Annotated in this window: 17 protein-coding genes; 5 read left to right on the top strand and 12 right to left on the bottom strand. The window is 70.2% G+C overall.

Annotated elements, in window-relative coordinates:
• Positions 1–124: 124 nt before the first annotated feature.
• The 5 genes from ACFY3D_RS05575 to purD all read right to left on the bottom strand — a co-directional run bounded on the left by ACFY3D_RS05575 (position 125) and on the right by purD (position 7,050).
• Entirely contained in the window at positions 125–1,075 is a 951-nt protein-coding gene (locus tag ACFY3D_RS05575; protein ID WP_389975273.1) for an EamA family transporter, read from the bottom strand.
• Positions 1,076–1,538: 463 nt separating this feature from the next.
• Positions 1,539–2,828 (bottom strand): GTP cyclohydrolase IIa, encoded by a 1,290-nt coding sequence (locus ACFY3D_RS05570; RefSeq protein ID WP_362903849.1) that lies wholly within the window; start codon positions 2,826–2,828, stop codon positions 1,539–1,541.
• 225 nt (positions 2,829–3,053) lie between these two features.
• Positions 3,054–4,322, bottom strand: a complete 1,269-nt coding sequence (gene murA / locus ACFY3D_RS05565) for a UDP-N-acetylglucosamine 1-carboxyvinyltransferase (protein WP_350942413.1) — start codon at positions 4,320–4,322, stop codon at positions 3,054–3,056.
• Positions 4,323–4,499: 177 nt separating this feature from the next.
• On the bottom strand, positions 4,500–5,534 hold the full coding sequence (locus ACFY3D_RS05560) for a hypothetical protein (protein ID WP_389975270.1): 1,035 nt from the start codon (positions 5,532–5,534) through the stop codon (positions 4,500–4,502).
• A 280-nt stretch (positions 5,535–5,814) separates the two neighbouring features.
• The gene (gene purD / locus ACFY3D_RS05555; RefSeq protein ID WP_362903846.1) at positions 5,815–7,050 is read right to left on the bottom strand and encodes a phosphoribosylamine--glycine ligase; all 1,236 of its coding nucleotides are present in this window, start codon (positions 7,048–7,050) and stop codon (positions 5,815–5,817) included.
• A 584-nt stretch (positions 7,051–7,634) separates the two neighbouring features.
• On the opposite strand from purD, the gene corA reads away from it, so the two are divergent.
• Complete coding sequence (gene corA, locus ACFY3D_RS05550; RefSeq protein ID WP_389975267.1) at positions 7,635–8,801, top strand: magnesium/cobalt transporter CorA; 1,167 nt, start codon at positions 7,635–7,637, stop codon at positions 8,799–8,801.
• 128 nt (positions 8,802–8,929) lie between these two features.
• On the opposite strand, the gene ACFY3D_RS05545 is transcribed toward corA, so the two are convergent.
• The 4 genes from ACFY3D_RS05545 to fbaA form a co-directional block, all read right to left on the bottom strand.
• Positions 8,930–9,856 carry a glycerophosphodiester phosphodiesterase family protein gene (locus tag ACFY3D_RS05545; RefSeq protein ID WP_389975264.1) on the bottom strand — a complete coding sequence of 309 codons (927 nt, stop codon included), beginning with the start codon at positions 9,854–9,856 and terminating at the stop codon, positions 8,930–8,932.
• 85 nt (positions 9,857–9,941) lie between these two features.
• A complete protein-coding gene (locus ACFY3D_RS05540; RefSeq protein WP_389770937.1) occupies positions 9,942–11,225 on the bottom strand; it encodes an adenylosuccinate synthase in 1,284 nt (427 codons plus the stop codon).
• Between the two features lie 207 nt (positions 11,226–11,432).
• Complete coding sequence (locus tag ACFY3D_RS05535) at positions 11,433–11,852, bottom strand: DUF3151 domain-containing protein (protein ID WP_362903839.1); 420 nt, start codon at positions 11,850–11,852, stop codon at positions 11,433–11,435.
• 101 nt (positions 11,853–11,953) lie between these two features.
• Positions 11,954–12,976, bottom strand: a complete 1,023-nt coding sequence (gene fbaA, locus ACFY3D_RS05530; RefSeq protein WP_350942425.1) for a class II fructose-bisphosphate aldolase — start codon at positions 12,974–12,976, stop codon at positions 11,954–11,956.
• 402 nt (positions 12,977–13,378) lie between these two features.
• Between fbaA and ACFY3D_RS05525 the strand changes: the two genes are divergently transcribed.
• Positions 13,379–13,798, top strand: coding sequence for a hypothetical protein (locus tag ACFY3D_RS05525; protein WP_389975262.1), 420 nt, complete (start codon positions 13,379–13,381; stop codon positions 13,796–13,798).
• A 156-nt stretch (positions 13,799–13,954) separates the two neighbouring features.
• Here ACFY3D_RS05525 and pyrE read toward each other — a convergent pair whose 3' ends face one another.
• Entirely contained in the window at positions 13,955–14,491 is a 537-nt protein-coding gene (gene pyrE / locus ACFY3D_RS05520) for an orotate phosphoribosyltransferase (protein WP_389975260.1), read from the bottom strand.
• Between the two features lie 170 nt (positions 14,492–14,661).
• Between pyrE and ACFY3D_RS05515 the strand changes: the two genes are divergently transcribed.
• Both ACFY3D_RS05515 and ACFY3D_RS05510 read left to right on the top strand, forming a co-directional pair.
• The gene (locus ACFY3D_RS05515) at positions 14,662–17,529 is read left to right on the top strand and encodes a zf-HC2 domain-containing protein (protein ID WP_389975257.1); all 2,868 of its coding nucleotides are present in this window, start codon (positions 14,662–14,664) and stop codon (positions 17,527–17,529) included.
• Positions 17,530–18,003: 474 nt separating this feature from the next.
• A complete protein-coding gene (locus tag ACFY3D_RS05510; protein WP_389975254.1) occupies positions 18,004–19,254 on the top strand; it encodes an NYN domain-containing protein in 1,251 nt (416 codons plus the stop codon).
• A gap of 257 nt (positions 19,255–19,511) precedes the next feature.
• Here the strand turns inward: ACFY3D_RS05510 and ACFY3D_RS05505 are convergent, their stop codons facing one another.
• Both ACFY3D_RS05505 and ACFY3D_RS05500 read right to left on the bottom strand, forming a co-directional pair.
• Positions 19,512–20,144: a two-component system response regulator gene (locus ACFY3D_RS05505; protein WP_389975251.1), complete on the bottom strand. Its 633-nt coding sequence runs from the start codon at positions 20,142–20,144 to the stop codon at positions 19,512–19,514.
• Between the two features lie 3 nt (positions 20,145–20,147).
• Positions 20,148–24,320, bottom strand: a complete 4,173-nt coding sequence (locus ACFY3D_RS05500; RefSeq protein WP_389975248.1) for a HAMP domain-containing protein — start codon at positions 24,318–24,320, stop codon at positions 20,148–20,150.
• Between the two features lie 120 nt (positions 24,321–24,440).
• Here ACFY3D_RS05500 and ACFY3D_RS05495 point away from each other — a divergent pair, with 120 nt between their 5' ends.
• A complete protein-coding gene (locus ACFY3D_RS05495) occupies positions 24,441–25,979 on the top strand; it encodes a PP2C family protein-serine/threonine phosphatase (protein WP_389975245.1) in 1,539 nt (512 codons plus the stop codon).
• The last annotated feature ends 201 nt before the right edge of the window (positions 25,980–26,180 follow it).

The following is a 26,180-nucleotide window of genomic DNA, read 5'->3' as shown; positions in this document are numbered from 1 at the left end:
TCATGCTCCGCGTGCCCCATGACCTGTGGGTCCGCGTGACCACCCTGGCCTGTCGGATCCACGTGGCCCGCGTGACCGGCTCGGCGTACCGATTCCGGCCGATCCCGCGCCGGGCGCCCGCGGCCTACACGGCCGCGGGCTCCGGCTCCGGCCTCGGCTCCGCGGGCTCCGGCTTCTTCCGCCGTTCCGTGGAGACCACCAGGGCCACGCCGACGACGATCACCACGCCGGCCGCGATCATCGAGCCGGTGACCGGCTCGCTCAGCACGAGTGCGCCCAGCACGACCGCCACGACCGGGTTGACGTAGGCGTAGGTGGAGACCAGCGAGATCGGGGCGTTGCCCAGCAGCCACACGTACGCCGTGAAGCCGACCAGCGACCCGACCATGATCAGATAGATCAGCGCGGCCCACGACCGTGCGGAGACGGCGGCGACGTCGAGGCGCTCGCCCATCGCGGCGGCGGTGAGGGCGAGCCCGACACTGCCCGCCGCCATCTCGACGACGCTCGCGGCGAAGGGGTTCGCGGGCATCGGGATGCGGGAGGCGAGGAACGAGCCGACCGCCCACGACAGCGACGCGAGCAGGATGATCACGACTCCGACGCCGTCGGCCACGTTGCTCCCGCCGCTCAGCGACAGCACCGCCACGCCGCCGAACCCGATGAGCACCCCCACGAGCGTCAGCACCCGCGGCCGGTCCCTGAACATGATCCTGAAGATGACGAGCCAGAGCGGGGTCGAGGCCACCAGCAGCGCGGCCAGGCCGCTGGAGATGTGCTGCTCGGCCACGGCGACCATGCCGTTGCCGCCGTTCAGCAGCAGCAGGCCGACCAGCGTCGCCCCGCCCGCCTCCCTCCAGGTCATCCGGAAGGCATCGCGCCCCTTCACCAGGAGCACCACGAGGCCCAGCACGAGCGCGGCCGTGATGAACCGGGCGGCTCCGCTGAGCAGCGGCGGGATCGTCTCGATCGTGATCATGATCGCCAGGTACGTGGAACCCCACACCACGTACACGATCGCCAGCGCTCCCCAGACGAGGAGCGTCTTACGGCTGTAAGCACCGTCTTTGCTCATAGCTCATGACAATAGTGGCTGACACCGACAATCCGCTCGCGAGTTTCGGACCTTGAGACGCGCTTCCGCGGGGCGTGATCCAAAGGGCTTTCCTTGACGCCGCGCCGACGGATCCGCGCCGGGAGGATCGCGGCACCGGGGCCCTCGCCGTGTCCTCGGCGTGCCGGGGGGACCGTAATTCCCGGGCCGTAATGAACGCCGTAATGAACAGGATGCTGTGAACAGGCCAAAACAAACAGGCCGGAATGAACAAGCCTCAGTGAACACGTCCCGGTGAACGAGCCGCGGTGAACAAGATTTCGTGAACACACGGCGACGAGTCGATGACGCTACGTCACATCGCGCCACGTCGAACGGTCCGGGCCCGCCAGGTCACGCCACGCCGGGATCGACGTGCCGTGACCTGGGAGGTTCCGCCGCCCGGGCGCGGCGGAAACCCTCCGTGCCGATGGAGGCGCAGGGCTCAGCGGGCGCCGAGCTTCTCCACGATCAGCCGGTACAGCTGACGGGGACGCCCCGGCTGGGGTGTCCGGTTCGGCGGAAGCGGCCACGCGAGTCCCTCGTCTACCAGCGTGCGCAACAACCGCCGTGCCGTACGCGGGGTGACGCCGAGCATCTTGCCCGCGCCCTCCGCGTCCACCACCGTGTCCCCGCCCTCCAGTTTGGCCGCGAGCCGGGCCAGGACCTCCACGCCCTTCGGCTTCAGCGCTCCCGCGCCCTGAGGAGGCATCCTGGGGGCCGGGATGAGCGCCCTGCCCTCACGGTCCACCGCGAAGCCCTGGGCCTGCTTGCCCGCCTGTGTGCGCGCGAGCGCGGCCCTGGCGTGCGACTCGGCGTCGTGGGTGGTGCGGCCCATGCCGACCCCCACCTCGACCGCGAGGCCCAGCTCGTCGCGGACCCGCGCGGCGAACGGCAGCACCCGGAAGCCCTCGGTGGCCGCGGCCACCGAACCGCGGGTCGCGGTGACCATGTAGCTGTGGTCGTCGACCGCGGTGACCGACGCGTTGATCCGGTTGGCCTCCTGCACCAGCAACCGGTGCAGGGACAGCCGGAGCTCGTCGCGCCAGTAGCGTGGCGCGGCACGGCGAACCGGCTCGCGCAGCGTGGGCACCTCCACCAGGACCACGGTGAGCTGCGACTCCTCCAGCCTGTGGTGCGCGCCCAGCAGGGCCGCCGTGTGCAGCGCCGTGCGCACCGCGGCGGAGGTGGGGCGGATCCTGACCACGGGCACCCCGGCCGTCTGAAGGCGGTCGGCGACCGCGGGCAGGCAGGTGAGCGCCCCGCTCGTGCTGCCCTGGCGGGCGAGGCGTTCATGGAAGGCCGCGATCGTACCGGTGGCGCCCGGTTCGTCGCGGCTGTGCACATCCACTGCGGGAAGGCTCAAATCGTGGTACGCCTCCTCGACCTCCGCCCTGCTCAGCACGTCGACGCTGACCCTGCGCGGGTCTATCCGTTCGTCCAGCGCGGCCCTCGCCAGCGCGGCGATCAGCGCGGCGCCTCCGAGCTGGACATACGTCGCGGGCATCGTCAGCACCCCCGATCGTCGTGCCAGCTCGTAGGGGACCGGGCTGGCGAACAGGCACGCGTCCACCCCTGCTCCCAGGCGGGTGACCTTGTCGGCGGCCTCCTGCTCGTCGCGGTATGCCGCCGCCACCAGGCGGCAGGGTAACGGGGCGGCCGCATGCCCCATCAACATCACCCGTTCAACGAGGTCATGGGGGCCCACCACACCGATAGTGAGGTCCGGTGTCATGGCACCCGGGCGTGACACTCGTGGCGCTTCTTCGGCCCGCTCGACCAATGTTCGTCCCATCATGCCGTCCGTTTGTTTTCGGCTCTCTTTTGGAACGATCGCTTGCGAGGGCCGTAATGTCACGCCCGATTTGCGGCCAATTCCGGAAGCCACTTCCGGGTTAAAGCCATGACTGGCATCGTTTACACAGGTCAGAGCGGTTTTTGAGCGTCTCAAACCCGCTCATTATGAAGCTGAAATCTCTCGCCGCACGTCGGCCCCCAGGGACTGCATGCGCTCGGCCAGGTAAGAGTGCCCGCGGTCGATGAGATAACCCGATCCGATGACGGTCTCCCCCTCGGCGGCGAGGCCGGCGAGCACGAGCGCGATTCCCGAGCGCAGATCGTGAGCGGTTACCTCTGTTCCGGTGAGCGGAGTGGCGCCGCGAACGACAGCACTGTTCTCTTTCACTTCAATGTCGGCGCCCATCTTGTTCAGTTCTGAGGCGAGAGCGAAACGCCCATCGAAGATGCGTTCATGAATGTAACTCGCGCCGTCGGCGAGGCACGCGACCGTCATGATCGGCGACTGCAGGTCCGTGGCGAAGCCGGGGTAGGTGTCGGTGATCACGTTGATCGGGCGCAGCGGGCGGTCCCTGCGCACGTGGAGCACCGCGCCGTGGTCGGCGAACTCCACCCCCATCTGCTCCAGCTTGTAGCGGACCACGCCGAGGTGGTCGAGGTCGGCGCCGACCAGGTTGACCTCGCCGCCGGTGACGGCGGCGGCCATGGCGAACACACCCGCGTCGAGGCGGTCCGGCATCACGGTGTGCTCGACGGCCTGGAGCTCCTCCACGCCCTCCACGGTGATGAACCCCGTGCCGCCGCCGCTGATCTTCGCGCCCATCCGGGTCAGCATCTCGATCACGTCGAGAACCTCGGGCTCCAGCGCCGCGTTCTCGATCACGGTGGTGCCGCGCCCGAGGGCGGCGGCCATGATCAGGTTCTCGGTGCCGGTGTGCGAGGGGGTGTCCAGGTACAGGGTGGCGCCGGTGAGCCCCGACGACTTGACGTGGATGACCGAGTCGCCCTCGTCCACGATCGCGCCCAGGCGCTTGTAGCCCAGGTAGTGGAAGTCGAGGTTGCGGCTGCCCAGGTTGCAGCCCCCCACGCCCTCGATCACCGCCTCACCGAGCCGGTGCAGCAGCGCGGGAACGAACAGCACGGAACCGCGGAAGCGGCGGGCGATCTCGGCGGGCAGGACCGGGCTGCTGAGCGTCGAGGCGTCGATCACCAGCGTGCGCTCCGCCTCGTGGAGCTCGACCGTGGCGCCGACCCTCTCCGCCAGCTCGACCGCGCGGCGGACGTCCTCGATGATGGGCACGTTGCGCAGGACCGTCCGGCCTCGGGACGCCAGCAGCGCGGCACCGATCATGGGCAGCACGGCGTTCTTGGCACCCTGGATGAAGGCGGTTCCACGAAGTGGGTTGCCACCGCGCACGCGGTAACGGACCATGCGTCATGCTCCTTGAAGTGATGTGGGTGATTCGTGTGGCGCGGGGCGGCAGCCGAGGTTTATCCGGCCAACAGTAGTCGTTGGATGCCCCTGAACCGGCCACTTCGCGGGGGAACTACCCCCCGAATGGCCGATAATCCTTGGTCTCCCGCCGCGTCCGCGCCACCCGTCGGCCCGTTACCTGCCCTTCGGGCCGCCCGCGGTGGTGAGGGGGGAGGCGGCCGAGAGGAGGTTGTCGGCCCGCTGGTCGACGAAGCGGGTGACGACCTGCTGGCCGTACCCGAACGCCATCGCCCAGACCAGGATCGCGGGCTGCGAGCCGAGCCCGGCGAAACCCGGCACGAAGCCCGAGTTCAGGATCAGCAGACCGAGCACCGAGGTGGCCACCCCCGCGGGGGCCTTGAGAAGGTTCTGCACGACCGCGAGCGAGTATCGGGTGGACAGCTCCGAGCGGGTCGAGAGCGAGGCCGCGGTGGCCAGCGCCGCGCCCAGCATGCCGATCAGGGCGACGAGAGGGACGTCGCCGTGCCCCGGCCGCAGACCGCCCGTCGGGCAGATCTGGGCGGGCATCAGCCCCTGGGTACGGATCACCGACTGGTCGCCGCACATCGGGATGACGTTCGGCCAGATCGCGCCGATGACCACCACGCTCAGCACGATCAGGGACAGCATGACCACCCCGCCGAGCAGCAGGTTGCGGAAGCTGCGCACCCGCCCGGTCTCCATCGCCTGCGCCGTGTACGCGGCCCGCAGCACCGACTGCATCAGCGGCCTGTCGTTCTCCGACAGGTCCCCCGCCGCGAGCCTGGCCTGCAGGTGGACGAGCCGGGGGTCGTCGCCGGGCAGGTAGGCCCGGCCGATCGCCACCACCTCCGGGGCCCGGCCGCACAGCTCCGCCGCCGGCAGCACGCCGTACAGCATCACGGTGGCGCTGTTCACGTTGGACCAGGCGCCCTCGATGGCCTGGCCGGTCAGCCAGCGCCGTACGCCGTGCGTGCTGCGCGCGTACGTCTCCGCCCGCGCTAGGTGCGTGCCGATGCCCTCGCCCACCGAGGCGAGCTGCCCCGCCTCCTCGCGCATCGTGAGGGCCCGCTCGGTGTCGGCCCTGATCTCCTCGCTCCGGGTGGCGACGTACACCCGCCAGGTGCCGGGCCAGCGCAACACGCCGGTGTCGCCGATCCGCTCGGGGGGCATCGCGGGATCGAGCGACATCGTTCCTCCGGGGGGAGCGGCCTGGGACGGGCACCGACTGCCCCAGGCTTATCGCGACATGCCGATCAGGCGCTACACATCCCGAAAACCAGGGCTCGGGCATGCCGGTCAGGCGTGCTGTGCCCCCTTGGAGAAGTCAGGGCTCGGGCATGCCGATCAGCGCGCTGTGCGCCTTGGGAAAACCGGGACCGGGACGTGCCGACCAGGTCCCGCCTACCTTCAGGAAAACCAGGGCTTGGACGTGCCGGTCAGGTCCCGCGCACCCCCGGCGAACCGGGGCTCAGAGGTCGCCGCGGCTCGCGATGTCGGTGCGGTGGTGCGCGCCGCGCATCCGGATGCGCTCCACGGCCTCGTAGGCCGCCGCCCGCGCCGCGGGGACGTCGGGCCCCGTGCCGACCACGCTGAGCACCCGGCCCCCGTTGGAGACGATCCGGTCGCCGTCGAGGGCGGTGCCGGAATGCAGCACGTAGGCGTCCTCGACCGGGTCGGACAGTCCTTCGATCACGTCGCCCTTCACCGGCTCCGCGGGGTAGTTCTCCGCGGCGATCACCACGGTCACCGCGGCGCCTTCGCGGTAGGAGAGCGGCCCGAACCGGTCGAGCGTCCCGGTCGCGCAGGCGAGCAGCAGGCCCGCGAGGGGCGTCTCCAGCCGGTCCAGCACGACCTGGGTCTCCGGGTCGCCGAACCTCGCGTTGAACTCGATCACCTTCGGGCCCTTGGACGTGAGGGCGAGCCCCACGTACAGCACCCCCGTGTACGGCGTGCCGCGTTTGGCCAGCTCGGTCACGGTCGGCATGACGGTCTCGGCCATCACCTGCTCGGAGAGGTCGTCGGGCGCCCACGGCAGCGGCGTGTAGGCGCCCATCCCGCCGGTGTTGGGGCCCTGGTCGCCGTCGTAGGCGCGCTTGTGGTCCTGGGCGGGCTGGAGCGGCACGGCGGTGGAGCCGTCGCAGAGCGCGAACAGCGACACCTCGGGGCCGTCGAGGAACTCCTCGATCACGACCCGCCCGCAGGCGGCGGCGTGCCGGAGCGCCTCGTCGCGGTCGTCGGTCACCACCACGCCCTTGCCCGCGGCCAGGCCGTCGTCCTTGACCACGTACGGCGTGCCGAACTCGTCGAGCGCGGCGGCGACCTCCTCGGGCGTGACGCAGGTGTGCGACCGGCCGGTGGGAACGCCCGCCGCGACCATGACGTCCTTGGCGAAGGCCTTGGAACCCTCGATCAGCGCCGCCTGCCGCGAGGGCCCGAAGCAGGGGATCCCCGCCTGTCTGACGGCGTCGGCGACCCCGGCGACCAGGGGCGCCTCGGGGCCGATCACGACCAGGTCGGCTTCGAGGCTCCCGGCCAGCTCGGTGACCGAGGCCGGGTCGGTCGGCGTCACCGGGTGCAGGGTCGCGACCTGCGCGATACCCGCGTTTCCGGGAGCACAGTGGACCTCGGTGACCTGGGGGTCGGCCGCCAGCGACCGGCACAGGGCATGCTCACGCCCGCCGGATCCAATCACAAGAACGCGCACTCGTCAGAGCCTATCGTCCCTGCGGGGGCGCCCTCGGGCCCGTGCCCCCGGGAGGGGGTCTGCTCCCGGGGGGCCTGTGTGCCCTCCCGGGGATCCTGTGGGCCGGGAGTCTCGCGTTCCGGGCGGTTCACGCTTCGGGGAGGTCCTCACTTCGGGCGGTTCACGCTCTGGAAGGCCCCATCTCCGGGACGTCGGCGCTTCCGGTGGACCCGTGCCCGTGGCGGATTCGAGGACTTGTCCACAGCCTGTGGACAAGTCGGGGCGCGCTTGGGTGGGAGAGGCGCCGTAAAGGGCGTGTGAATTTTGTCTGGTTACGCATGATCGACAGTTGAACCTGGGAGTAAGCTGAAAGTCGTCCCCTCAATCGTGTTACTTTTGGGTGGCTTTGCGTGTCTATTGCTGATTGGAGGTGGTTCGGGATGTCCTCTGGCGATCCCAGCAGTACGTGTCCGCGCACGCCTGCTGTGCGCACCCTCGACCACCCCATCTCGGTGCCCGACCGGCACCACACGCATCACCCTCCTCACCGGGGGTGACATCGCATCGCGTGTGGATCCCGCCAGGTTGGGCGGGAAAGGCTCGCCATGCGCTCCTCGCTTCTCTTTCCTCGCATCAAGCACACCCGGACGATCCGTGCCGCGCACACGCCCGCCGTCTCGATCCGTGAGCGGATGACCGGCGTCTGCGTACCGCCGAGCGACTCGCTCGTCGAGTACGCCGCGTACATCGGCGGCAAGAAGATCGACGCCCTGGGCATCCCCGACGCCCTGGAACTCGTCCGTGCCCACAACGCGGCTCACGACCAGGGCTCCGAAGCGGCCTCCGACGGAGGCTCCGGCGGAGGTGCCGGCAAGGGGAACGCCTTCGTCTGGGTCGGCCTGCACGAGCCCGACGCCCCCGAGGTCGAGTGGCTCGCGGAGGTCTTCGCCCTGCACCCACTCGCCGTCGAGGACGCCGTCAAGGCTCACCAGCGGCCCAAGGTCGAACGCTACGGCGACTCGGTGTTCGTGGTCCTGAAGACCGTCGCCTACATCGACCACGAGGTGCTCACCGCCACCAGCGAGATCATCGGCACCGGCGAGCTCATGATTTTCGTCGGCCCCGACTTCGTGGTGACCGTGCGCCACGGCAGCCACTGCCCCCTCTCGGAGGTGCGCGCACGCCTTGAGGACAAGCCCAAGCTCCTCAACCGCGGACCCACCGGCGTGCTGCACGCGATCGCCGACCACGTGGTCGACAAGTACCTCAACGTGGCCGACCGCATGCAGGCCGAGCTCGAGGACGTCGAGGCCATGGTCTTCGCCGACGTCAGCGCCCGCGACATCGGCCGGATCTACAACCTCAAGCGCGAGATGATCGAGATGAAGCGGTCCGTGATGCCGCTCCAGTCGCCGATGTCCACGCTGGCCCAGCGCCGGATGATCCCCTCGGAGATGCGCGAGTACTTCCGCGACGTCGTCGACCACCTGGCCCGTGTCTGCGAGCAGGTCGAGTCGTCCAACGAACTCTGCAACTCCATACTGCAGGCGGCGCTCGCCCGCTCCAACGCGCTCGCCAACGAGGACATGCGGAAGATCTCCTCGTGGGTCGCGATCATGGCCGTCCCCACGATGATCGCCGGCATCTACGGCATGAACTTCGAGCACATGCCGGAGCTCGACTCCGTCTTCGGCTACCCGGTGGTGATCGGCGTGATGGTCATCGCCTGCACGCTGCTCTACCGGGGCTTCCGCCGCAACGGCTGGATGTGACCGGGGTTCTCCTGTCGGCCGCGCTCCACCGTGGCTCTCGCGATGTGACCGGAGCTCTCTCGTCGGCTTCGCTCCACCACGGTTTCCGATGCGACGTCTGGATATGACCCGATCTCTCCCGTCGGCCCTCAGGCGCTCAGCGGGCGTGCGGGGGTGACCGGCCGGGGGACGGGCATGCCCCGCTCGGTCCACAGGGCGATCATCCGGTCGGGATAGTCGGTGACGATCGCGGCCACCCCGAGATCGAGCAGCTCACCGGCCCGTCCGGGCTCGTTCACGGTCCACACGGCCATCGGCAGGTCGGCCTTCTCGGCCCGCCGGGCGAACTCCCGGTCGACCATCACGTGCTCGGGGGAGAGCGTGCTGCCCCCCGCCTCGACGGCGGCGGCCGGGACGTCGCCGCCGAAGTCCTCCAGACGGAGGCCGTCGAGCCACGCGCTGTCCATGGTGGCGCGCTCGATCAGGGCGTACCTCGGGGTCGCGGGGGTGAGCGAACGGGCGATCCGCAGGACGCGCCAGTCGAAACTGAGGATCGCCGCCCTGTCCAGCCTGCGGTGCCGGTCGAGCTCGGCGACGACCATCTCGGTGAACTCGGTGGGGTCGGCGCTCAGCTCCGGCCTGGTCGGATCGGACTTCAGCTCCACGTGCATCCGCACCCCGTCGGCGCCGTACGCGTCCATCAGGCCCAGCACGGAGGCCAGGGTCGGCATCCGGGTGTTCGGCACCGGCACCTGCGTCGCGGCGAAACGGTCCTCGGGGTGGCGCGGCACCCGTATCCCGCACTCCAGCGTGCGCAGCTGCGCCAGCGTGAGCGCCCCGATGGGGCGGCCCACGTACGGGAAGGCGGGGTCGCCGTGGAAGGCGGGACGGACGTCGGCGCTGGTCACCGGGGAGACGGTGAGATCGTGCGTGAGCACCAGCCGCCGGTCGGCCGTGAGCGCGACGTCGAGTTCGAGCGCGTCGACACCCAGTTCGAGGGCGTGGGCGAAACCGGGCAGGGTGTTCTCTGGACGGAGCCCGCGAGCGCCGCGGTGACCGTGAATCTCGGCATGCACACAGGGACCTTATCCACCTCGCGCGCCGATCGTCCGGTACGGCTCGCGTCTCGGTGACGCCGTTCGCGAGCCGTACCGGTCCGAACTAGATCAACGAGTGGATCTGGAGCGTTTCGGTACGGCCGGGGCCGACCCCGACGGCCGAGATCCTGGAGCCGCTCATCTCCTCAAGGGCCTTCACGTACGCCCGCGCGTTGGGGGGCAGATCCTCGAAGCTCCTCGCACCGGTGATGTCCTCCTTCCAGCCGGGGAACTCCTCGTACACCGGCTTGGCGTGGTGGAAGTCGGTCTGGGTCATCGGGATCTCGTCGTGGCGGACGCCGTCGATCTCGTAGGCGACGCAGACGGGGATCGTGTCCAGGCCGGAGAGCACGTCCAGCTTGGTGAGGAAGTAGTCGGTGACGCCGTTGATCCGGGTCGAGTAGCGGGCGATCACCGCGTCGAACCAGCCGCAGCGGCGGTTGCGGCCGGTGGTCACCCCGTACTCGCCGCCGGTGGTGCGCAGCCACTCGCCCATCTCGTTGTCGAGCTCGGTCGGGAACGGGCCGGCGCCGACGCGGGTGGTGTACGCCTTCAGGATGCCGATCACGCCGGTGAGCCGGGTCGGCGGGATGCCGGAACCCGAGCAGGCGCCGCCGCTCGTCGGGGAGGAGGAGGTGACGAAGGGGTAGGTGCCGTGGTCGATGTCGAGCAGGTTGCCCTGCCCGCCCTCGAGCAGCACGACCTTGTTCTCGTCCAGCGCCCTGTTGAGGACGAGCGAGGTGTCGGCGATGTGCGGCGTGAGGCGCTCGGCGTAGCCGAGATACTCCTCCAGGACCTTGCCCGCGTCGATCGCCCGGCGGTTGTAGATCTTGGTGAGGATCTGGTTCTTCTCGCCCAGCGCGACCTCGATCTTCTTCTGCAGGATGCCCGGGTCCAGCAGGTCCTGGACCCGCACGCCCATCCGGTAGATCTTGTCGCCGTACGCGGGGCCGATGCCCCGCCCGGTCGTGCCGATCTTGGCCTTGCCGAGGTAGCGCTCGGTCACCTTGTCCAGGGCCTTGTGGTGGGGCATGATCAGGTGCGCGTTCGCGGAGATCAGCAGCCGCTCCGCGGAGACTCCCCGGGCCTGAAGCCCGTCGATCTCGCTCAGCAGCACCCCCGGGTCGATGACGACGCCGTTGCCGATCACGGGGACGACGTTCGGGGAGAGCACTCCCGTGGGAAGCAGGTGCAGCGCGTACTTCTGGTCGCCGATGACGACCGTGTGGCCCGCGTTGTTGCCTCCCTGGTATCTGACGACGTAGTCGACCTGGTCTCCAAGCAGGTCGGTCGCCTTACCCTTGCCCTCATCGCCCCACTGGGCACCAACGAGAACGACAGCCGGCATCGTGAATCTCCCACCACAAAAACGAAAACCCCTGGCGCAATCGCGACAGGGGCTCTTGCGTGGAGAGAATACCCGACCGCGCCCGAAATGGGGATCTCCCACCTTGGGAAAGAGGGTTCGGCAGGAGATCCCAGGGACGAATCGGAAGCTGACCCGCGGCTCAGCGGGACAGATCAGCGGCGGAGCCGAGGGTCGAATACCCGCAGGTCAGCGGCTGTTCAGCTCCTCGGACGCCTCGGCGCTCGAATCCTTCAGAAACTGGAAGCACCGCTCGGCCTCCTCCTTCTCCCCGATGCTCTGGGCGGCGCGGGCGAGCGCGTGCAGGCACCGCAGGAACCCCTGGTTGGGAAGGTGCCCCCACGGGATCGGGCCGTGCCCCTTCCAGCCCGCCCTGCGGAGCTGGTCCAGGCCCCGGTGGTAACCGGTGCGGGCGAAGGCGTACGACGTCACGGCGTGTCCCGCCGCGAAGGACTCGTCCGCGAGCACGGCCCAGACGGCCGGGTACGCGGGGAAACGCGCGGCGACATCGGATGCTTTGGCGCCGGTTTCCAGTGCCTCCCTGGCCTCCGGTAGGTCCGGTAGCAGGGTGGGCGGCGGGCCGGCGAGGAGGTTCTCGTGCGATTCCATGACGACAGTCCTACCCGGTGGACCCGCGTCAGGCCAAGATCGGCCCCCGGAGTCTTTCCGGAAGCCGATCTCGTTGTCTCTGCTGTGACCCTTTTCTGGGCTTAGGAGAGCTTGGTGCCCGCGGACTTCAGGTGCTGGGCGGCCTCGACGATACGCGCCGCCATCGAGGCCTCGGCGGCCTTGCCGTACGAGCGGGGGTCGTACGCCTTCTTGTTGCCGACGTCGCCGTCGACCTTGAGAACGCCGTCGTAGTTCTTGAACATGTGGTCGACGATCGGACGCGTGAAGGCGTACTGCGTGTCGGTGTCGATGTTCATCTTCACCACGCCGTAGGCGATGGACTCGTGGATCTCCTCGAGCAGCGAGCCGGAGCCACCGTGGAAGACCAGGTCGAACGGCTTCTCCGCGCCGTACTTGGCGCCGACCGCGTCCTGGATCTCCTTGAGCACGCTCGGGCGGAGCTTGACGTGGCCCGGCTTGTAGACGCCGTGCACGTTGCCGAAGGTCGCGGCGAGCATGTAGCGGCCACGGTCGCCCAGGCCCAGGGCCTCGGCGGTCGCGAGGGCGTCCTCGGTGGTGGTGTAGAGCTTCTCGTTCATCTCGCCGACGACGCCGTCCTCCTCGCCGCCGACGACGCCGATCTCCACCTCAAGGACGATCTTCGCGCGGGCCGTCTTCTCGATGAGCTCCCGTGCGATGTCCAGGTTCTCCTCCAGCGGCACGGCGGAGCCGTCCCACATGTGCGACTGGAAGAGGGGGTCCTCGCCCCTCGCCACCCGCTCAAGGGAGATGTCGAGCAGCGGGCGTACGAAACCGTCCAGCTTGTCCTTGGGGCAGTGGTCGGTGTGCAGGGCGACCGTGACGGGGTAGTTCGCCGCGACGACGCGGGCGTACTCCGCCAGCGCCACCGAGCCGGTCACCATGTTCTTGACCGTGGTGCCGGAGAGGAAGTCGGCGCCGCCGGTCGACACCTGGATGATGCCGTCGCTCTCCGCCTCGGCGAACCCCCTGAGCGCCGCGTTGAGGGTCTGTGATGAGGTCACGTTGATGGCCGGGTAGGCGAAACCGCCTGCTTTTGCCCGGTCGAGCATCTCGGCGTAGACCTCTGGAGTAGCGATAGGCATCGTGTCATCTCCCTGGAGACGGCTATGAACAGCTGGCGCGGCTATGAAGACATAGCCCGCAGGCCAGTATTCCGGAGTTTCTTCCCGGCCGGATAGCTCGGGTACCACTTCGGCGCGTACCGAGGTGTCTCCGACCGTCTCCCCAACGGTATCCCCGGCCCCGTTCCCGCCGGAGGGCCGGGACCCGCGGCACCCCTCACCCCCCTTCCCACCAGGCAATCCCCGGCGCGGCGCTTTTCTGCCCCTCTCCCCGCGGGGGACTCAGCGGCCGTGGCACCACCCGGACGAGGCGCGGATGGTCTGCCGGAATACGCCCTCCCCGACGGATCCGACCAGGTGGGTCGTGAAATCTCCTCACGAACCGCTAACCTCCACAGTGTGGGACGCCACAGGTCTGACCCCATGGGCATCGCGCGTCTGGTCCTCGTCGGACTCGCGGTGTCGGCGGTCGTCGTCCTGATCGTGCTGGGGGTCCTCTCGCTGGCCGGAAGCCTGGGCTCCGGCGCGCCGACGGCGTCGCCCGCCCCCTCGGACGCCGTCTCGTCCGCCGTCGCCTCCCCGCCGCCGTCCGCCACCCCCGAGCGCGTCCCGACGCTTCTCGTCGAGTGCCTGCGGGAACGATGCCCCACGGTCTTCGTGAAGATCACCGGAGGTGACGTGCTCCTCGACAGGGAGATGGAGCTCGGGGAGCAGTTCCGGTCCTTCGACCCCAAGGTCGATGTCGTCCTCGCCGACTCCGCCGCCGTCCGCGTCGAGGTGAACGGTGCCGTCCGCTCCCCGGGGAAGGCGAGCGAACGCCAGGAGTTCACGGCCTCCCGCTAGCCCCGCCTCCCGCATCGTCGCAGGCGGCAAGCCGTACCGACCCGGGGCGGCCGGGAGGGCGTGCGGAACGCGGGGCCACCCCGTTTCCCGCTGAGGCGGAGCGCAGGGCTGCCTCGTTTCCCGCTGAGGCGGAGCGCGGGGTTGGCCCGTTTCCCGCTAGGCGAGGCCGAGGTCGGCCAGGGTGTAGGCGGTCAGGTACGGCAGTCCGGCCTCGGCGATCGCCGAGGCGGCCCCCCGGTCCACGATCGTGGCGACCGCCACGACCTCGGCGCCCGCCTCGCGCAGCGCCTGCACCGCCGTCAGCGGGGATCCGCCGGTCGTGGAGGTGTCCTCCACCACCAGCACCCGACGCCCCGACACGTCCGGACCCTCGATCCTGCGCTGCATGCCGTGGGTCTTCTGCGCCTTGCGGACCACGAACGTGTCGAGCCTCCCGCCTCGCGCGGCCGCCGCGTGCGTCATGGCGGCCGCCACCGGGTCGGCGCCCAGCGTCAGACCGCCGACCGCCTCGTAGTCCAGATCCTTGGTGATGTCCAGCATGACCCGCCCCACCAGCGGCGCCGCCTGCCCGTCGAGAGTCACCCTGCGCATGTCCACGTAGAAGTCGGCCTCCATGCCCGAGGACAGCACGACCTTGCCGCGCACCACGGCCTTGCCCTTGATCTCCGCCAGCAGGCTCTCGCGATCGCTCATGGCACAAGGTTAGGGCGACCGGGGAGCCCGCCCGATCGGGACCCCGCCTACGAGCAGGCCGGCCGTAACGTCGATTTCGGCCCGTGATGGCAAAAATGCGATCCGGGTTTACTCGCGGCACGGACTGCGGGATTATCCGGCAGGCAACTCCGGGTAATGGTGAGGTCACAATGGGTGCGGAAACATCTCAAGGCGACGCCGAGCTGCTGGCTGCCACCAGGAACGGCGACATGGCCGCCTACCGGCTGCTCCATCGGCGACACGCCCCCGCGACGCGTGCCCTCGCCCGCCTGCTCCTGCCGGGGGAGAGCGAGGCCGAGGACCTCGTAGGGAAGGCGTTCGCCGAGATCCACCACGTGATCGCCCAGGGACACGGCCCGGAACAGGCGTTCCGTGTCCATCTGTTCACCGTCCTCCGCCGTATCGCCGATGACCGTTCCGGTACGGCCGGAGGCACACCGGCCGTACCGGAACGGTCGCCGGGGGAAGCCCTCAAGCGGGCCGACGGCGAGGACGAGGCCGATGAGGGGGCCGTGGAGCGAGCGACCGGTGCGGCCGCGGATGAGCCCGACGAGGGAGATGAGGGAGCCGTCGGGCGGGCGACCGGTGAGGTCGAGGGTGGGGCGGAAGAGGAGACCGTCGAGCGGACGGTCCCCACGACCGGGGAAGGAGCGGACGGGGAGACCGGTGAGCGGCCCACCGGCGAGATGGGTGGGGAGACCGGTGAGCGGCCCAGTGGTGAGTCCGGCGGCGAGGTGGGCGAGGAGACCGGTGAGCGGTCCACCGACGATGAGACGGGCAGGGCGGACGGGGAGACCGACGAGCGGGCGGACGGCGAGGCAGGGCCCTTCGATCCGCGCGCGTTTCTCGTGGACCCGTCACTGCGGGGCCTGGAACGCTCGCCGGTGGCGAGGGCGTTCCTCTCCCTGCCCGAGCGGTGGCAGTTCGTCCTGTGGCACGCCGAGGTCGAGAGGCTCAGGATCGAGGACGTCGGGCTCCTGCTGGGGCTGACCGTGAACGGCGCGGCCGCGCTCGCCCACCGGGCGAGGGAGGGGATGCGCCAGGCGTGCCTGCGCATCCACCTGGCCGAGACGTCCGCTCCCGAGTGCCGGCCCGTGCTGACCAGGCTGGGCCCTCACACGCGTGGCGGCCTGGACAGGGAACGGAGCAGGGTCATCGAAAGGCACCTGGAGGGCTGCTCCGGCTGCCGCGTGGTGCTCACGGAACTGACCGGCATCGGCCACGGCGTCCGCTCCGTCATCGGCCCGCTCGTCGCCGGTCCCGCGTTTCCCGCCTACCTGACGGCGCTCGCCAGGATGGGTGCCACGGCGGGGGGCGGCGGGCTGTCCGGCCGCTGGCGGAGGGCTCCCCGATCCGTACGGCGCGCCGTCGCGGCCGGTGCGATGGCCACCTCGGTCGTGGTGGCCGCGGCCCTCATGCTGGTGTCGGCGGAGGAGCCCGTCCGATGGCCGAGCACGGCCTCCGAGCCGATCGTCGTGGCCCCGGTGCCCGACTCGCCGGACCCGGAGGTGCCGGAGATTTCCGAAGCCCCCGTACCGTCACCGTCGGGTCGGTCGGCGGAATCCGGCCGCGGACCCGAGGAGACCGGAGCGGTGCCCGGATCCGTTGCCGGCGCGCCCCTCGACGGAGAGTCCGTCGAGACGGGCCCCGGGGACAGGGCCGGTGGGTCCGAGGGGGGCGCGCCGACCGGAGCGGGGCCCGGAGGGGGGCAGGGCGGCCGGACGGGTGCCTGGCTCGCTCCCCGCCTGGTGGCCAGGATCGACGCGCTCGGCGCCCTCGTCAGGTCCGAGGCCGGAATCGTCGTGGTGCGGCTGCGCAACGCCGGCCGGGGGCAGAGCGAGGAGGTCGTCGCCGACGTCGGGCTGCCGCGAGGTGTGACGCTGCCGTCCGGGGCCCGCCGAGGAAACGCCGTCGGTGGCGTCACACCGGTGGGTACGGTCGACGGCTGGTCCTGCCGGGCACGAAACCGGGGTGCCCGGTGCGTCCGCGGCCCACTCCCCGCGGGCCGGGCCACGGCGGTCTTCCTGAGGGTCCTGGTGTCGGATGAGGCGGCCTACGGGACGTCGCCCTCGGTCACGGTCACCACCGCGGGGACGCGGGTGGAGGCGAGGTCACGCAGCAGGGTACGGGCGACGGGGGCTCCGGCCAGGTTCGCCACCGATGGCCGGGTCGCCGTCTCCGCGATCGGCAACACCTTGGTGAGCTGCGCGTCCTCGGAGTCCGCGTGCGAGGCCGCCCGCTCCCGGCGGGGTGGCAGACGCGACAACAACAACTGGGAGATGCGTCCCATCGATCATGACGGGGATCCGTCGACGAGCAGTTCGAGCGCCGCCCGGCTCGCCCTGCCGGCGGCGAGCAAGGTGGTGTGGGCGGGACTCTACTGGTCGGCGAGCGCGCCACCAGGCGGGCGGATCAAGCTCAAGGTGCCGGGTGAGGAACGGTACCGGCAGGTCAGGGCCACGCAGGTGGTGGAGAGAGAACTGCCCGCGGGGCGCGGTTACCAGGCGTTCGCCGATGTGACGCGTTTGCTGGGCAGGGTTCGCGGGACGTACTGGGTGGCCGACGCCTCGGTGCGGTCAGGTGTGGCGCGTCACGCCGGGTGGAGCCTGGTGGTCATCGTCGCCGACCCGCGCCGGCCGTACAGCCAGGCCGTCGTCGTCGACACCACCGAGGTGCTGGACGGGGAGAATCGCTCGGCGCGGATACCGCTCGAAGGGCTGACGCCCTCCGGCGTGCCCGCGAGGATGTCCCTGGTGACCTGGGAGGGGGACGCGGGCGTCGGGGGCGATCGGGTGAGGCTCGGCGGCCGGACCCTGCGGCCCGCCGGCGGGGAGCGGGACCCGGGCAATCCCTTCGACGGGTCCGCCGCCGGGGCGCGGGGCACCGGCACGACCTTCGGCACGGACGTGGACCGCTTCCGGGCGCCTCTCGGCCGTGACCCGGTGCTGGAGATCAGTACGCGCGAGGACGTTCTGCTGTTCGGCGTGGCGGCGGTGAGCGTGCGGACCGCCCCGTGACGGCCCTCGGTGGTCGGCGACGCGGTGGAAGGTGAGTCGTCGGCGGTGCCGTGAAGGGAGTCGGCGGCGCCGTGAAAGGAGAGGACGGCGCCGTGAAAGGAGGAGGCGGTCGTACACCTGACGAGGCGCATCGCCGACGGAAGAGGAGTCGTATCCCCCGGCGAAAGGGCGCACCACGCCTGTGGGTTCGTTGTGCGGTGAGGGGGTGGTGTGAAGGCTGGGGAGGCCGGGGCGCGATGGGGGAGAACCAGAAGTGATAGCACCTCGCCGAACGGGTTCACGAACGGGACAAACTGGTACGGTCTGCGTGAACGATCCAGCGTATGGTCGAGCGCGGGTGGAATCGTCGGGATTCACCCTCGGATGGTCAGCTGCTTGATTACCCTGAGGAAGGGCCGTCTGTCCGGTCTCTGAGGGGTTCTTTCAGGCTTGTCTGAACCGAAGGATCGGGCTACGTAGGAAGGGCGGTGTCGTGTGGATCGTTGCGCGCTGTTCGTGGACGCCGGCTACCTGCTGGCCGACGGCGCGATGGCGGTGCACGGTACCCGCCACCGCGAGTCCGTCTCCTGGGACTACCCGGGGCTGCTCCAGTTGCTCAACAAGCTGTCGAGAGAGCGCACCGGGCTGCCGTTGTTGCGCTGCTACTGGTACGAGGCGACCGTGGAGGGCCGCCGCACCCCGGAGCACGACACGCTGGCCGAGATCCCCGGCCTCAAGCTCCGCCTGTCGCGCATCCGCCCCGGTCGTCGCGAGGGTGTCGACGCCCAGGTCCACCGCGACCTGATGACGTTGGCCCGCAACGGCGCGGTCTGCGACGCGGTCGTGGTCAGCGGTGACGAGGACCTGGCGCAGGTCATCTGCGACGCCCAGGACCTCGGCATCCGGGTCACCGTGGTGCACATCGGCGCCGACGGCAGCTGGGCCGTCTCCCGTACGCTCCGCCAGGAGTGCGACGACCTGATCGAGATCGGCGCCGGTCAGCTGCGCCCCCACGTCAGCCTGCTGAGCGGCGACACACCCGCCCTGGTGGCCAACGGCCACCAGCGCGCCGCCAACGGCCAGCCCGTCTCCGCGCGCGGCACCGGGGGCAGCGGCGGAAACACCGGGAGCATCGGTGCGAACACCGCCGCCCCGGCCACCAGCCCCATCCCCGCGGTCCAGCCGTCCCGCGCGGCTCACGCCCAGCCCGCGCTGCCCTCCGCCTATCAGAGCTACACCCAGGAGTCACCGGTCGTCCCGGCCGCTCCCGTCACGCCGCCGTCACCGTCACCGTCGTCGCCACCGCCGCCCTCGCCCGCCTCCCCGCCCTCGCACGCGGCCGTCAGCACCCAGACCGGTCCGCTGCCCGTCGCGCCGCAGTACTCGCTGGGCAACACCGGCGGCATGCCGAGCTATCAGTCCCCGCAGCAGCAGATGGGCGCCTACACCGGTCCCCAACCGGCTCCGGTGCCGACGCAGAGCACCGGAACCGGTGCCGCGACGACCCTCTCCGACGCGGTGCAGGCCGCCCACAAGGAAGGCCACGACTTCGGCGAGTCCGTGGCCAAGGACGCGCCCGCCCTGTGGCTGGAGGCGGTCCTCGCCCGCAAGCCCCGGATGCCCTCCGACCTGGAGGCGCGCCTGCTCCAGGGCTCCTCACTGCCGATCGACTTCCTCCTGCACGACGAGGTCCGTCACGCCCTGCGCCGCGGCTTCTGGGACGCCCTGGAGCGCGCCCGCCGCTGAGAGGCGCACAGGAGGCGTACAGGAGACGTACGGCCGGCTCGGAAGGAAACCGCGGCGCGAGAGGATCGCGCCGCGGAGATCCCTCAGGCGAACGCGGAGACGCCCCTCAAGTGAGGCGGAGATCCCTCGGGGAGGCGCGGAGACGTCTCTCAGGTGGGTGCGGAGAGGTCCGCCGGGTGACTGCGGGGCACCCCAGGTGACCTCGAAGACGCCCGGATGACCGCGTGGCGCCCGCCAGGTGACCTCGAAGACGCCTCTCAGGTAAGGGCGTCGAAGCCCGCGCGCAGGTGGTCGAGACGATTGGACAGGTCGGTCAACGGCCCCGCGAGACCGGGGTCGCCGCTTTTACGGGCCATTTCCACGACCCGGCCGACCTCCTCCTCGACGGCGGCCAGGCGCCTGGACAGCTCGGGCAGCACGGCCGCCTGGTCGGCCGCCTCACCGGGCGGCAACTCCGTGGCGAGGCGTTCGCGGAGCATGGTGGCCTGCTCGGCGAGCCTGCGGTTCATGTTGTAGAGCTCCACGAACACCGCGACCTTGGCCCGGAGCACCCAGGGGTCGAAGGGCTTGGTGAGATAGTCGACGGCGCCCGCCGCGTAGCTGCGGAAGGCGTAGTCGGGCGCGCTGTCGACCACGGTCAGGAAGATGATCGGGATGTTGCGGGTTCGTTCGCGGCGTTTGATGTGGGCCGCCGTCTCGAACCCATCCATTCCCGGCATCCGGACGTCGAGCAGGATCAGGGCGAACTCCGTGCCGAGCAGCGCCTTCAGCGCCTCCTCCCCGGACTTCGCCCGGACGGGGATCAGATCGAGCGAGCTGAGAATGGCCTCAAGCGCGATGAGGTTCTCCTCCCGGTCGTCCACCAGAAGGATCTTGGCTTTGTCCGGCATCGATCACACGCCTTCGTCGGGGTCGGCGGTCGGCTTGCCCCGGGTGAGCCAGCCGCGCAGCCTTTCCAGCAGGCGGTCGACGTCCACGGGCTTGGGCACGTAGTCGGAGGCGCCGGAGGCGATGCTCTTCTCCCGGTCGCCTCGCATGACCTTAGCGGTCAGCGCGATGATCGGCAGATCCGCGAACTGGGGCATCCGGCGGATCGCGGAGGTGGTGGCCCAGCCGTCCATCTCCGGCATCATGATGTCCATCAGGACGAGGGCGACGTCCTCGTTGCGTTCGAGCTGCTCGATGCCCTCGCGACCGTTCTCCGCGTAGATCACCGTGGAGCCGTAGCGTTCGAGCACGCTGGTCAGCGCGAACACGTTGCGGATGTCGTCGTCCACGATCAGGATCTTCGCCCCGGTGAGCGGATCGTCGCCCTTCCACGGCTTGCCCTCGCCCTGCGGGAACTGCGGCAGGGGCATGTCGTCGTTGAACGTCAGCTCCGGCAGGTCGCCGGGCTCCTCGAGCACCCCGATGAGCGTGGTGTTGCGGGGGGAGGAGGGAGTGCTCGCCCCGCCGTCGCGCGAGGACAGCGGGCCGCCGTACGACGGGGGCAGGTAGAGGGTGAAGGTGCTGCCCTCGCCGACCTCGCTGACCACGTGGATCTCGCCGCCGAGCAGGCGGGCGATCTCGCGGCAGATGGACAGGCCGAGACCCGTCCCCCCGTACTTGCGGCTGGTGGTCCCGTCGGCCTGGCGGAACGCCTCGAAGATGACCTCCAGCTTGTCGGAGGCGATCCCGATGCCGGTGTCGACCACCTCGAAGGCGAGGATGCCGTCGGTGCCGCGCAGGGTGTCGTCCACGAAGGCGACGGCGCGCCTGGCGTGGATCACGCGCAGCCGTACCTCTCCCTTGGGGGTGAACTTGATCGCGTTGGAGAGCAGGTTGCGCAGCACCTGCTGGAGGCGCTGCTCGTCGGTGCGGAGCTCCTGCGGGATCGACGGGTCGATCTCGACGGTGAACGACAGGCCCTTGTCCTGGGCGAGCGGCGCGAAGGTGGCCTCGAAGTAGTCGACGAGCTTGGGCAGGGAGATCTGCTGGGGGTGGATGTCCATCCGGCCCGCCTCGACCTTCGACAGGTCGAGGATGTCGTTGATCAGCTGCAGCAGGGCGGAACCGGCGCCGTGGATGGTCCTGGCGAACTCCACCTGCTGTGCGGTGAGGTTGCCGTCGGCGTTCTCGGTGAGCAACTTGGCGAGCACGAGCAGGCTGTTCAGCGGGGTGCGCAGCTCGTGGGACATGTTGGCGAGGAACTCCGACTTGTAGCGGGAGGAGACCGCGAGCTGCTCGGCGCGCTCCTCCAGCGTGCGGCGGGCCTGCTCGATCTGGAAGTTCTGGATCTCGATCGCCCGGTTCTGCTTGGCGAGCAGCGCGGCCTTGTCCTCCAACTCGGCGTTGGAGCGGCGCAGCTCCTCCTGCTGGCGCTGGAGCTCGTCGGAACGCTCCTGCAGCTCGGTGGTGAGGCGCTGCGACTCGGTCAGCAGGTCCTCGGTCCTGGAGTTGGCGATGATCGTGTTCATCGTGACGCCGATGGTCTCGACGAGCTGGTTCAGGAAGTCGTGGTGGACCTCGCTGAACTCGCTGAACGAGGCGAGCTCCAGGACGCCGAGCACCTGTGTCTCGAACAGGACGGGCAGCACGACGATCTGCGCGGGCGTGGAGGTGCTGAGGCCGGTGTCGACGGTGAGGTAGCGGGCGGGCACGTTGCCGAGGATGATCCCCCTGCCCTCCAGCGCGGCCTGGCCCACGATGCCCTCGCCGGTGGCGAACCGCTGCCGGGGTCCGCTGCCGGGGCGGGCGCCGTACCCGGCGATGAGGAGCAGGTCGCGGTCGCCGGTGGGTTCCGCGAGGTAGAAGGCGCCGTAGTGTGCCGACACCAGCGGGGTGAGCTCGCTCATGATGAGCTTGGCGACCTCCATCTGGTCGCTGTGGCCCTGCATGAGGCGGGAGATCCTCGCCAGGTTGGACTTCAGCCAGTCCTGCTCCTGGTTGGCGGTGGTGGTGTCGCGCAGCACCGCCACCATCATGTTGATGTTGTCCTTCAGCTCGCCGATCTCGCCCTCGGCGTCGACGGTGATGGAGCGGGTGAGGTCGCCGGTCGCGACGGCGGTGGTGACCTCGGCGATGGCGCGCACCTGGGTGGTGAGGCGGGCGGCGAGCTCGTTGACGTTCTCGGTGAGGCGCTTCCAGATGCCCTCGGCACCCTCGACGCGGGCCTGGGCGCCCAGTTTGCCCTCCGAGCCGACCTCGCGGGCGACGCGGCTCACCTCGGAGGCGAACGACGACAGCTGGTCGACCATGGTGTTGATCGTGGTCTTCAGCGCGAGGATCTCGCCCTGGGCGTTCACGTCGATCTTGCGGTTCAGGTTGCCCGACGCGACGGCGGTGGTGACCTCGGCGATGTTACGGACCTGGTAGGTCAGGTTGTTCGCCATGGAGTTGACGTTGTCGGTGAGGTCCTTCCAGACCCCGGAGACGCCGCGTACGCGGGCCTGGCCGCCGAGCTGGCCTTCGGTGCCGACCTCGCGGGCGACGCGGGTGACCTCGTCGGCGAACATCGACAGCTGGTCCACCATGGTGTTCAGGGTGTCCTTGAGCTGGAGGATCTCGCCCTGGGCGTCGGCGGTGATCTTCTTGGACAGGTTGCCCTGGGCGACGGCGGTGGACACCGCGGCGATCTGGCGGACCTGGGTGGTGAGGTTGTTCGCCATCACGTTGACGTTGTCGGTGAGGTCCTTCCAGGTGCCGGAGACACCGGGCACCTGCGCCTGACCGCCCAGCTGACCCTCCGAGCCGACCTCGCGGGCGACGCGGCTCACCTCGGAGGCGAACGACGACAGCTGGTCGACCATGGTGTTGATCGTGGTCTTCAGCGCGAGGATCTCGCCCTGGGCGTTCACGTCGATCTTGCGGGTCAGGTCTCCGTTGGCGACGGCGGTGGTGACCTCGGCGATGTTACGGACCTGGTAGGTCAGGTTGTTCGCCATGGAGTTGACGTTGTCGGTGAGGTCCTTCCAGACCCCGGAGACGCCGCGTACGCGGGCCTGGCCGCCGAGCTGGCCTTCGGTGCCGACCTCGCGGGCGACGCGGGTGACCTCGTCGGCGAACATCGACAGCTGGTCCACCATGGTGTTCAGGGTGTCCTTGAGCTGGAGGATCTCGCCCTGGGCATCGGCGGTGATCTTCTTGGACAGGTCGCCCTGGGCGACGGCGGTGGACACCGCCGCGATGGCGCGGACCTGGGTGGTGAGGTTGCCCGCCATCACGTTGACGTTGTCGGTGAGGTCCTTCCAGACGCCGGAGACGCCGCGCACCTGCGCCTGACCGCCCAGCTGACCCTCGGTGCCGACCTCGCGGGCGACGCGGGTGACCTCCTCGGCGAACGCGAGGAGCTGGTCGACCATGGTGTTGACGGTGTTCTTCAGCTCGAACATCTCGCCGACCGCGTCGACGGTGACCTTGCGGCTCAGGTCGCCCCGGGCGACCCCGGTGGTCACCGCGGCGATGTCGCGGACCTGCGCGGAGACGCGGCTGGACATGGTGTTGACGGCCTCGGTGAGGTCGCGCCAGCTTCCCGACATGCCGCGCACGTTCGCCCGGCCGCCCAGGCGTCCCTCGGTCCCGACCTCCCTCGCCACCCGCGTCACCTCGGAGGTGAACAGCGACAGCTGGTCGACCATGCCGTTGATCGCCTTGCCGAGGCGGCGCACCTCGCCCCGGGCGCCGCGGTCGAGATCGATCCGGCGGGAGAGGTCGCCCTTCGCCACCGCGTCGATCACGTCGGCGGCCCCGCTGACCGGGCCCACGAGCGCGTCGATCAGCGTGTTGACCGAGTCGACGCTCTCGGCCCACGAGCCCACGCCGGGGCCGGGGGTGAGGCGCTCGCCGAAGCGGCCCTCCTTGACCACCTCGCGGCGGACCCGGTGCAGCTCGTTCGCGAGGTGCTCGCGGCGGTCGGCGACCTCGTTGAGCAGCAGGCGGATCTCGCTGAGGATCCCGGGAGGTGCGTGTGGCACCCGGCGGCGGAAGTCACCGTCGCGCCAGGTGATGAGCGTCTGAAGGATCGGTCGTAGATCCGATTCGCTGTAACGTCGCTCCTCGACGTCGGACACGGTATTGACCGTGGTCATATGACCTCCCTGACTCCCGGGGGCGCGGCCGTGAGTCACCCCAGTCTGTCACGGTGCGCAATGTGTAGTCCCACCTTCGATTCACCCCATGTCAACGGGAAGTGTGGTAGTCACGGAACAGTGACCAGTGCTCCCCGCGCCGTTCTGGCGGCGACCTTCGCCCCAGGAGACACGGCTGTCCCTGCCGCCAGGCGGTTCACCATCGAGGTGATGACCGCCTGGGCCGCCGCGTCCGTTCTGGCGGTCGCCGAACGGCTGGCCGCCGACCTGTCGTCGCAGGTCACGGACGTTCCCTTCGAGATCGTCTGGAGCCATCTCGGTGATGGCCTGCGGATCGAGGTGCGCCAGAGGCAGGCTCCCGACGAGAGCCCCGGCGCACCGTCCGTACCGGTGGAGGAATGGGGTGTCACCTTCGCCGGCCAGCAACGCACGCACTGGGCCAAGATCCGCCTGGGCGGCTCCTCCGGCCGTCCGTCCTCGGAGTGGGCCGCGGAAGAGCCCAGTCGTGGGCCGATATGGATGGGTTTTCTCGCCGATGCGAGCGACCTGCTGGCAGGCACTCTCGACCCCGACATGGTGCCCGCGATCATCTCGCAGATCGTGGTGCCGCGGCTCGCCACCTGGTGTGCCGTCTATACGTGGAGCAACGGCGGCGGTCCGCAGCGTCCAGCCTACCTCTGGCACACCGACGAGCGGCGCATCGACGAGCTCAGGGAGGAGCTCTCCGACGCCCAGATCCCGCAGGGCGGTGGGTCCATGCAGCTCGCCGACTCGCAGGTGCTGGTCATCCCCCTCCTGGCGCGCGGGCGCACGCTGGGCGCGATGTGCCTGGGGCGGCCCGACCGGTTCGCCGAGGACGTGTTCCAGTACGCCGAGGACATCGGCCGCCGCGCCGCGCTCGCCCTCGACAACGCCCTGCTGTACGCCACCCAGGCGGCGGCGAACCGGGCACTGCAGCGCAGCCTGCTCCCTCCGGACGAGCCGGGCGAGATCCCCGGTCTCGACCCCGCCGTGGTCTACGAGCCCGCAGGGGAGACCAACGAGGTCGGCGGCGACTTCTACGATCTTTTCGCGGCCGGTGACAGCGCCTGGCGGTTCGCGGTGGGCGACGTCTGCGGGACCGGCCCCGAGGCCGCCGCAGTGACCGGTCTGGCCCGCCACACCCTGCGCCTGCTCGCGCGGGAGGGGTACGGGGTGGCGGCCGTTCTCGAACGCCTCAACCAGGCGATCCTGGACGAGGGGGATCGTGCCCGCTTCCTGACGCTGCTGCACGGGGAGATCACGCCCGTGCCGAGCGGACTGGACGTGGCGATGGTCTCCGCGGGGCACCCGGAGGCGCTGCGGCTGCGGCCCAACGGTGACGTGGAGGCCGTGGTGACCTCCCAGTCGCTGCTCGGGGTCTTCCCCGAGGCGACCTTCAAGGCGGAACTCGTCCACCTCGACCCCGGTGACGTGCTTCTCGCGGTGACCGACGGGGTGACCGAGCGCCGCAGGGACGGGCGACTGCTCGACGACGACGCGGGGCTCGCCAAGCTGCTGGCCGAGTGCGTGGGGCTGTCGGCACGGGCGGTCGCCGAGCGGATCCGCCGCGCGGTCCAGGACTTCGCCCCCGAACCGAGCGCCGACGACATGGCGATCGTGGTCCTGCGGGCCCGCTGACGGGGACCGCCGACCGGTCGGAGCCCGTCCATCGGCCCGCTCACCGGCCGGGCAGGGCCGTCGTCATCTCACGGGAGACCGTCACCCCTTCGGGGGGCAGGCCGTCACCTTTTCACGGGGAGACCGTCCTCACCTCACGGGAGACCGTCACCCCTTCAACGGAGGGCCGTCACCCCTTCATGAGGTGAAACCGTCGCCCTC

It is taken from the genome of Streptosporangium sp. NPDC000509 (genome assembly GCF_042898365.1).
Lineage (GTDB): Bacteria > Actinomycetota > Actinomycetes > Streptosporangiales > Streptosporangiaceae > Streptosporangium.
The sequence above is the reverse complement of the archived record's forward strand: the minus strand, read 5'-3'. Positions and strand labels throughout refer to the sequence as shown.

What these genes read in the sequence shown, in the direction of transcription:
- ACFY3D_RS05535 (WP_362903839.1), bottom strand. Translation starts at nt 11,852, where the DNA reads ATGGAATCGCACGAGAACCTCCTCGCCGGCCCGCCGCCCACCCTGCTA.
- ACFY3D_RS05505 (WP_389975251.1), bottom strand. Translation starts at nt 20,144, where the DNA reads ATGCCGGACAAAGCCAAGATCCTTCTGGTGGACGACCGGGAGGAGAAC.
- ACFY3D_RS05540 (WP_389770937.1), bottom strand. Translation starts at nt 11,225, where the DNA reads ATGCCGGCTGTCGTTCTCGTTGGTGCCCAGTGGGGCGATGAGGGCAAG.
- ACFY3D_RS05525 (WP_389975262.1), top strand. Translation starts at nt 13,379, where the DNA reads ATGGGCATCGCGCGTCTGGTCCTCGTCGGACTCGCGGTGTCGGCGGTC.
- ACFY3D_RS05515 (WP_389975257.1), top strand. Translation starts at nt 14,662, where the DNA reads ATGGGTGCGGAAACATCTCAAGGCGACGCCGAGCTGCTGGCTGCCACC.
- murA (WP_350942413.1), bottom strand. Translation starts at nt 4,322, where the DNA reads ATGGTCCGTTACCGCGTGCGCGGTGGCAACCCACTTCGTGGAACCGCC.
- fbaA (WP_350942425.1), bottom strand. Translation starts at nt 12,976, where the DNA reads ATGCCTATCGCTACTCCAGAGGTCTACGCCGAGATGCTCGACCGGGCA.
- pyrE (WP_389975260.1), bottom strand. Translation starts at nt 14,491, where the DNA reads ATGAGCGATCGCGAGAGCCTGCTGGCGGAGATCAAGGGCAAGGCCGTG.
- ACFY3D_RS05570 (WP_362903849.1), bottom strand. Translation starts at nt 2,828, where the DNA reads ATGACACCGGACCTCACTATCGGTGTGGTGGGCCCCCATGACCTCGTT.
- corA (WP_389975267.1), top strand. Translation starts at nt 7,635, where the DNA reads ATGCGCTCCTCGCTTCTCTTTCCTCGCATCAAGCACACCCGGACGATC.
- ACFY3D_RS05500 (WP_389975248.1), bottom strand. Translation starts at nt 24,320, where the DNA reads ATGACCACGGTCAATACCGTGTCCGACGTCGAGGAGCGACGTTACAGC.
- ACFY3D_RS05575 (WP_389975273.1), bottom strand. Translation starts at nt 1,075, where the DNA reads ATGAGCAAAGACGGTGCTTACAGCCGTAAGACGCTCCTCGTCTGGGGA.
- ACFY3D_RS05560 (WP_389975270.1), bottom strand. Translation starts at nt 5,534, where the DNA reads ATGTCGCTCGATCCCGCGATGCCCCCCGAGCGGATCGGCGACACCGGC.